At 70.8% G+C, this 6,794-nt stretch carries 6 protein-coding genes and 2 pseudogenes; 5 read left to right on the top strand and 3 right to left on the bottom strand.

From position 1 onward, the window contains the following. Positions 1–32: 32 nt before the first annotated feature. The gene (locus tag GCL72_RS08455) at positions 33–1,019 is read right to left on the bottom strand and encodes a D-2-hydroxyacid dehydrogenase (protein ID WP_153144277.1); all 987 of its coding nucleotides are present in this window, start codon (positions 1,017–1,019) and stop codon (positions 33–35) included. 186 nt (positions 1,020–1,205) lie between these two features. Here GCL72_RS08455 and GCL72_RS08460 point away from each other — a divergent pair, with 186 nt between their 5' ends. The 3 genes from GCL72_RS08460 (at position 1,206) to GCL72_RS08470 (ending at position 3,661) form a co-directional block, all read left to right on the top strand. Beyond that, complete coding sequence (locus GCL72_RS08460) at positions 1,206–2,018, top strand: maleate cis-trans isomerase family protein (RefSeq protein ID WP_153144278.1); 813 nt, start codon at positions 1,206–1,208, stop codon at positions 2,016–2,018. Between the two features lie 83 nt (positions 2,019–2,101). Continuing rightward, positions 2,102–2,890, top strand: a complete 789-nt coding sequence (locus GCL72_RS08465) for a maleate cis-trans isomerase family protein (protein ID WP_153144279.1) — start codon at positions 2,102–2,104, stop codon at positions 2,888–2,890. Between the two features lie 84 nt (positions 2,891–2,974). After that, positions 2,975–3,661 carry a GntR family transcriptional regulator gene (locus tag GCL72_RS08470; protein WP_153144280.1) on the top strand — a complete coding sequence of 229 codons (687 nt, stop codon included), beginning with the start codon at positions 2,975–2,977 and terminating at the stop codon, positions 3,659–3,661. A 56-nt stretch (positions 3,662–3,717) separates the two neighbouring features. Here GCL72_RS08470 and GCL72_RS09800 read toward each other — a convergent pair. Then, a pseudogene (locus tag GCL72_RS09800) lies at positions 3,718–4,059 on the bottom strand (GrpB family protein); the annotation flags it as partial. 25 nt (positions 4,060–4,084) lie between these two features. Further along, positions 4,085–4,606: a ferritin gene (locus tag GCL72_RS08480; RefSeq protein ID WP_153144282.1), complete on the bottom strand. Its 522-nt coding sequence runs from the start codon at positions 4,604–4,606 to the stop codon at positions 4,085–4,087. A 284-nt stretch (positions 4,607–4,890) separates the two neighbouring features. Here GCL72_RS08480 and GCL72_RS08485 point away from each other — a divergent pair, with 284 nt between their 5' ends. Together GCL72_RS08485 and GCL72_RS08490 are read left to right on the top strand one after the other, a co-directional pair. Beyond that, positions 4,891–5,895: an aldo/keto reductase family protein gene (locus GCL72_RS08485; RefSeq protein ID WP_153144283.1), complete on the top strand. Its 1,005-nt coding sequence runs from the start codon at positions 4,891–4,893 to the stop codon at positions 5,893–5,895. 264 nt (positions 5,896–6,159) lie between these two features. Then, positions 6,160–6,794, top strand: a pseudogene (locus tag GCL72_RS08490) (hypothetical protein); the annotation flags it as partial.

A 6,794-nucleotide genomic window follows, 5' to 3' on the forward strand; every position in this document is an offset into this window, starting at 1 on the left:
AAGCCTCGGCGCCGCGGTCGCGGACGCCTCTCTCAGGTGCGGGGCACGTAGCCCCTCTCCTTGTCGACCACGTTGGCGACCGGCTCGCCGTCGAGCCACCGCCGCGCGTTGTCGAGGAACTGCTCGGCCAGCGCCTCGCGCCAGCCGACGACGTCGCCGGACATGTGCGCCGAGAGCATCACGTCCTCCCGCCCCCAGAGCGGAGAGTCGGCCGGCAGCGGCTCGGCGGCGAAGACGTCGAGGGCGGCGAAGCCCAGCGGCCCGGAGTCCAGCGCCTCTACCAGGGCCGCCTCGTCGACCGACTCGCCGCGGCCGATGTTGATCAGCTGCGCCCCCGGTGCGACGGCGGCCAGCACCTCCGCGCCGATCAGCCCGCGGGTCTGCGGGGTCAGCGGGGCGGCGTTGATGATGTGGTCGGCTCGGCCGACGTGCGCGGCCAGGTCCTCGCTGGCGATCACGGTGCCGAAGTCGGGGTCGTCGTCGCGGGCGGTGCGGCCGGCGGCGAAGACCTCGACGCCGACGGCGCGCAGCAGCGTCGCGATCTCACGGCCGATGGCCCCGGTGCCGATGACCAGCGCGGTGCTGCCGCGCACCTGGCGCGTCTCGCGATGCTCCCAGACGCCGTCGCGCTGGCGGGAGAGGCTGCCGGCGAAGTCCTTGGCCCGGGCGATGACGGCGCCGAGCACGTACTCGGCGATGGGCCGGTCGAAGATGCCCTGGGCGTTGGTGACCACGACGTCTGAGGAGATGAGCTCGTCGAAGAGCATCTTGTCGACGCCGGCGGCGGCCACGTGGATCCAGCGCAGCGCATCGGCGGCATGCCATGCGTCGGCGACGGCGCTGGAGAAGAAGTCCCAGAGGAAGAGGGCATCGGCGCCGCGCAGCCCGTCGGCGAGGTCCTCGGCGACGACGGTGCGGATCTCTGCCCGGTCGCGGAGCGTGTCGAGTCCGGCGGGGGCGTCGGCGCCGTCGACGCCGGCGGGGCACAGGACTGTGACGACCGGCAGAGTGCTCGCCATCGGTCACCTCCGGGTGCTGTCGAGAGCCTCGGGGCCTCCGCCGGCGCCCGGCGGAAGGATGTGGTGCGTCCTCCCCGACGGGTGCTTTCCGACGGGGCGACTGTGCGGCTATGCTATGGAGACCTTCAGAAGATTGTCAACAATCCTCATGAAGTCTCGTCAGCACGTCCGAGATTGGAGCCGCTCATGGCCCTCTCCCCCGCTCCCCGCCCCGGCGAGCCCGCTCGCACCGAGATTCTCGACGAGTCGGTCCGGCATCCCGCCGTGGGCATGGTTGTCCCCTACGACATGGCCCTGGATCGCGAGCTGCGCCGATTCAGCGCGGATCCCGCGGGCGCCGAACAGCTGGATCTGCTGTTCACCCGCACCCGGTTCGAGCCCATGAAGGTCACCGTGCGCCAGGCCAGGGCGATCTCGAAGCCTCGGGCGATCGCCGACTGCGCCCGGTCTATCGCCGAGACCGGCCCGGAGGCCACGGTCTACGGCTGCACCTCGGGCAGCTTCATCCGTGGGCGCGCCGGAGAACAGGCGCTGCGGCGGGCGATGCGCGCGGCGGTGCCGGTGCCGGCCTTCACGACCTCCGGCGCGCTGCTCGACGCGGTCCGGGCCCTGGGAGCGGAGACGATCGCGACGGCCACCCCGTACAACGACGCGATCACCGCCCAGTTCGCGGCGTTCTTCGCCGAGGCCGACATCCACCTGATGAACAACGCGAACCTCGGCCTCTCCGGCCGCATCTGGACGGTGCCGCCGGAGCGCACCTACGACCTGGTGCGCGCCGCCGACAGCGACCGCGCCGACGTCGTCGTGGTCTCCTGCACCAATCTGCCGACCTACGAGGTCCTCGACGCTCTGGAGCACGACCTGGGCAAACCGGTGATCTCGGCGAACCAGGCCACGATCTGGCAGGTGATGCGCCACCTCGACGTGCCCTACGCCGGCCCCGGCGCCGCGCTGCGGGCGACGCTGCCGGCGCCGCAGCACCAGCCGGCCGCCTGATTCCTCCCGATCGCGACGACCCGTCGCCTCCGCTGGAACAGCCCCATAGGAAGAACCTCGCAGGACCCCGAAGGAGCCCGAAGATGACGCCCGCACCCGCCGGCGACGCCGCCGTCGCCCCGCCGACCGTCGGCATCCTCTACCCCGGCCACGCCGCCGAGGACGACTACCCCCGCTTGGCCGCCGCCGAGCCTCAGGCGCTGCGCCTGCCGCTGGTGCACACCACCATCGGCGTCGACGAGCACACTGTCGAGGCGCTGCGCGAGACCGGATCGCATGCCCGCCTCGCCGAGGGCGCCGGCCGACTGCAGGCCGCGCACGCCGTCGACGCGCTGATGTGGGCCTGCACCTCCGGCAGCTTCGTCTTCGGCCGCGACGGCGCCCGGGCGCAGGCCGAGGCGCTCCAGGAGGTCGCCGGCGTGCCGACGTCGTCGACATCGCTGGCCTTCGCCCATGCGCTGGAGGCCCTGGACGTGGGGCGCGTCGGCGTCGCCGCCTCCTACCCGCAGCCGCTGGCCGAGCATTTCCGCGGCTTCCTGACCGAGCACGGCGTCGACGTGCTGACCTTCGCCGCCGAGGGGGTCTTCACCGCCGCCGAGGTCGGACATCTGGGCCGCGACCTGATGCTGACGATGATCCGCTCGGTCGACGCTGAGGACGTCGAGGCGGTGCTGGTGCCGGACACGGCGCTGCACTCGCTGGACTGGGTCGCCGACGTCGAGCACACCCTCGGAAAGCCGGTGCTGACGGCGAACCAGGTCACCGTCTGGGAGGGACTGCGGCTGACCGGCCGGCCGATGCCGTCGCTGCCGCAGCTCGGCCGGCTCGGCCGCACGACGACGGCCTCGGACGCCTCGGGAGCGAACCGCTAGGATGGATCGTCGACAATCTGCAGATCCGCGTCGCCGCGCCGTGCCCGGCGATGCCCCCGCGAAGGAGATGACACCGCCCTCACCATGGTGAAGAGCCCGGAATTCCGCCCGGTGAACCGCGAGTCCACCGCCTCGCTGATCACCCGCCAGCTGCGCGAGGGAATCATGTACGGCACCCTGCCCGGCGGCACCCGGCTCTCCGAATCCGCGCTGTCTCAGGAGTTCGGGGTGAGCCGCGGGCCGCTGCGCGAGGCGATGCAGCGTCTGGTGCAGGAAGGGCTGGTGCGCAGCGAGCCGAACCGCGGACTGTTCGTCAAAGAGCTCGACGACGACGAGATCCGCGACCTCTACGCCGCGCGCATCGCCATCGAGACCGCCGCGGCACGGATGATCGTCCGCTCCCCCAGCTCGGAACCGTCGACGCTGCTGCTCGAAGCCTGCGACGCGATGCAGCGCGCCGCCGAGTCAGGGCGGCTGCCGACGCTCTCCGACGCCGACTTCGACTTCCACGAACTGCTGGTCACCATGTCCGGAAGCCCGCGGCTGCGCCGCATGCACGAGACGCTGATGGTCGAGACACGGATGTGCCTGACCGCACTGCAGGGCACCTATATGGATCCCAAGGAGCAGGTCGCCGAGCACCTGCGCATCGCCGAGGCGATCGTCGCCGCCGACGAGGACGCGCTGATGCGCGAGATCGAGACGCATATGCACGAGGCACTCGACCGGCTGATCCGCCAGACCGAGCACGCCGACGCCGGCGAGCGCTGACGCCGCTCCCCATCCGCGATGACTCGGCCGCAGATCGCACGCAGAACCTCCTGATCGACGTCGATGATCGGCTTGGCCGGGAGCCCAGGAACCGCCGTCGATCCCACATGTTCCAACGCCAGCACCCGAAAGCCCAGCGCGCCGCGGATGCGCGCGGCGAGCTGCGTGAAGGCCCGGGACCACTGCGGATCCGTCTCGACGACGGCGATCGGCCGCCCGGAGGCTCGATGCCGGAGACCCACGGGACCTGACCCGGCGGCGGATCGTCGTCGTGGAAGGTCACGATGTCCTCTGCAGTGAGCACGTCCCCTCCGGGCTTTCCCGTTGACCGCCCCTCGTGATGGCTCCGTGGAACGTGCGGGAACACGGTCCCTTTCCCATACGTTCCGCCGAGTCATCGCAGGGAGGGCGGGGCTCAGCCGGTCACTGGGCGCCGGCCTCCGTGCCGGACGACTGCCGGGAGCCGAGCTCCTGGTCCAGGCGCAGCAGGCCGGGACCGTCGTCGCCGATGAGCTTCACCTTGCCGATCAGCTCGGAGATCGTCGCCTCCTCCTCCAGCTGCTCGTCGATGAACCAGTTCAGCATCGGCAGAGCGTCGATGTCGCCCTCCTGCTGGGCCAGCCGGTACAGGTTCCGGATCGACTCGGAGACCCGCCGCTCGTGGCCCAGCGAGGCCTCGAAGGCCTCCTGGACCGAGGCGGCGGAGACCGAGGCCGCCGGCACCGCCTGGATCCGCGGATGGGCGTCGCGGTCGGTCATGTGGTCGATGAACTTGTTCGCGTGGACGACTTCCTCGTCCGCCTGCGCGCGGAACCAGGACGCCATGCCGGGCAGGTCCAGCATGTCCATCTCGATGCCCAGCTGTCGGTAGACCAGCGAGGCCTCGAGCTCCAGGGTGACCTGCTCGTTGAACGCCTCTTCGAGCGTGCCGGTGAGCTGTGCCATGGCGGGACCACTCTCCTCGTCTCGTGTCCGTGACGGGCCGACGCCGGACGACGCCGCCCTCTGCTCGACACTCTAGCCAGCCGCGCCGATCCTGACCACGGAGGAGAGGCGCACCTCACCGGCACATCCCGACGATGCCGAAGGCGGCGCAGGCAAGCCTGGCCTCAGTGCCGACACGGGTGCCTCGGAGCGGCGTAGGCTGGTGCGCGGCAGAGGATGAACACGGTCACATCACCGACGCAGCTCATCCGCCCCGCGCATCGATGAAAGGGATGACGCCCCGCATGGAGCACAGGCACCTCGGCCACAGCGGTCTCAAGATCTCCGAGATCACCTACGGCAATTGGATCACCCACGGCTCGCAGATCGAGAACGACGTCGCCACCCAGTGCGTGCACGCCGCGCTGGACGCCGGCATCACCACGTTCGACACCGCCGACGTCTACGCGAACACCGTCGCCGAGCAGGTCCTCGGCGACGCGCTGGCCGGCCAGCGCCGCGAGTCGCTCGAGATCTTCACCAAGGTCTACTTCCCCACCGGTCCGAAGGGCCCGAACGACACCGGCCTGTCGCGTAAGCACATCATGGAGTCCATCGACGGCTCGCTGAAGCGGCTGGGCACCGACTACGTCGATCTCTACCAGGCCCACCGCTTCGACCACGAGACGCCGCTCGAGGAGACGATGCAGGCTTTCGCCGACGTCGTCCGCCAGGGCAAGGCGCTCTACATCGGCGTCAGCGAGTGGACCGCCGAGCAGCTGCGCGCCGGCCACGCGCTGGCCAAGGAGCTCGGCGTCCAGCTGATCTCCAACCAGCCGCAGTACAACATGCTCTGGCGGGTCATCGAGCCCGAGGTCGTGCCGGCCGCGGAGGAGCTGGGCATCAGCCAGATCGTCTGGTCGCCGATCGCCCAGGGAGTGCTCACCGGCAAGTACCGCGCCGGACAGCCCGTGCCGGAGGGGTCGCGCGCCTCCGACGCCGACGGCGGCGCCCAGTTCATCCAGAAGTACCTCGACGACGAGATCCTCGCCGCCGTGGAGAAGCTCGAGCCGATCGCGAAGGACAACGGCCTGACCCAGGCCCAGCTCGCCGTCGCCTGGGTGCTGCAGAACCAGAACGTGGCCTCGGCGCTGGTCGGCGCCTCCCGGCCGGAGCAGATCCAGTCCAACGTCGACGCCGCCGGCGTCGCCCTGGACTCCTCGACGATGGAGGCTATCGACGCCGCCGTCGGCCATCTGGCCAAGGATGATCCGGCGCTGACCGTGTCCCCGGAGAGCCGGCTGACCTGATCGCCGATCAGATCACGATGTGATCACGATGCCGCCGCGACGCGCCGCGAGACGCCTACCACCCACCGGACGCTCGCGCCGCGCGGATCCTCCAGCCGATCCATCTGACCTGGGGATTCGTCACCTCGCGACGTTCTCAAGCGGAGGACTCGGCGCGCTCCGGCCGCCGTCGCCGAAACTGAGTGACCAAATCGTTATGCGGATGGAGCTCGCGCTCATAGAATGGGCGACGCGACCCCGGCCCCTGACGACGAGGTACCCACCGTGAGCACCATCGACTTCCAGCCGCGAGGCACGGCGCTGGCAGCGGCCGGCGGCCTCAGCCTCGTCGTGGGCCTGGTCCTGCTCGGCCCCGCCGCAGCGGCCGCGACGACCACGGCCACCCCGACGACGGACGACTCGGAGAGCCCCTCAACGGCGGAGTCCGAGTCCGCGACGTCCGAGCCCACGACGCAGGAGCCGACGCGGGACGACGCTGCGGCCACCGACGACGAGACAGCCGCCTCCGCCGAGGAATCCGCTCCGGCCCCCACCGAGGACCCGTCCGAAGACCCCGCCGACGAGGCCACCGACTCCGACACTTCGGAGACGGGCGACCCCGAGACGAGCGACCCCGAGACGCCGTCCGGGGTCACGCTGTCCTGCCCCTCGATCGAAGTCGTCGCCGGAGAGACTGCCACGGCGCCGATCTCCGCATCCTCGAGCGTGGAGAAGCTCGAGGTCTCCAGCTCCGTCGGCACCGCCGGCGGCGAGGCGAGCGTCTCCGGGACCGACCTGACGTACACCGCACCGGATCCGAGCACAGTGGACGGCACGGTCACCGAGGTCTACACGATCCTCGCCACTGCCGACGACGGCACGACGGAGGGCTGCGAGGCCACGATCTACATCATGCCCAC

This window comes from Nesterenkonia halophila, assembly GCF_009467795.1.
Lineage (GTDB): Bacteria > Actinomycetota > Actinomycetes > Actinomycetales > Micrococcaceae > Nesterenkonia > Nesterenkonia halobia.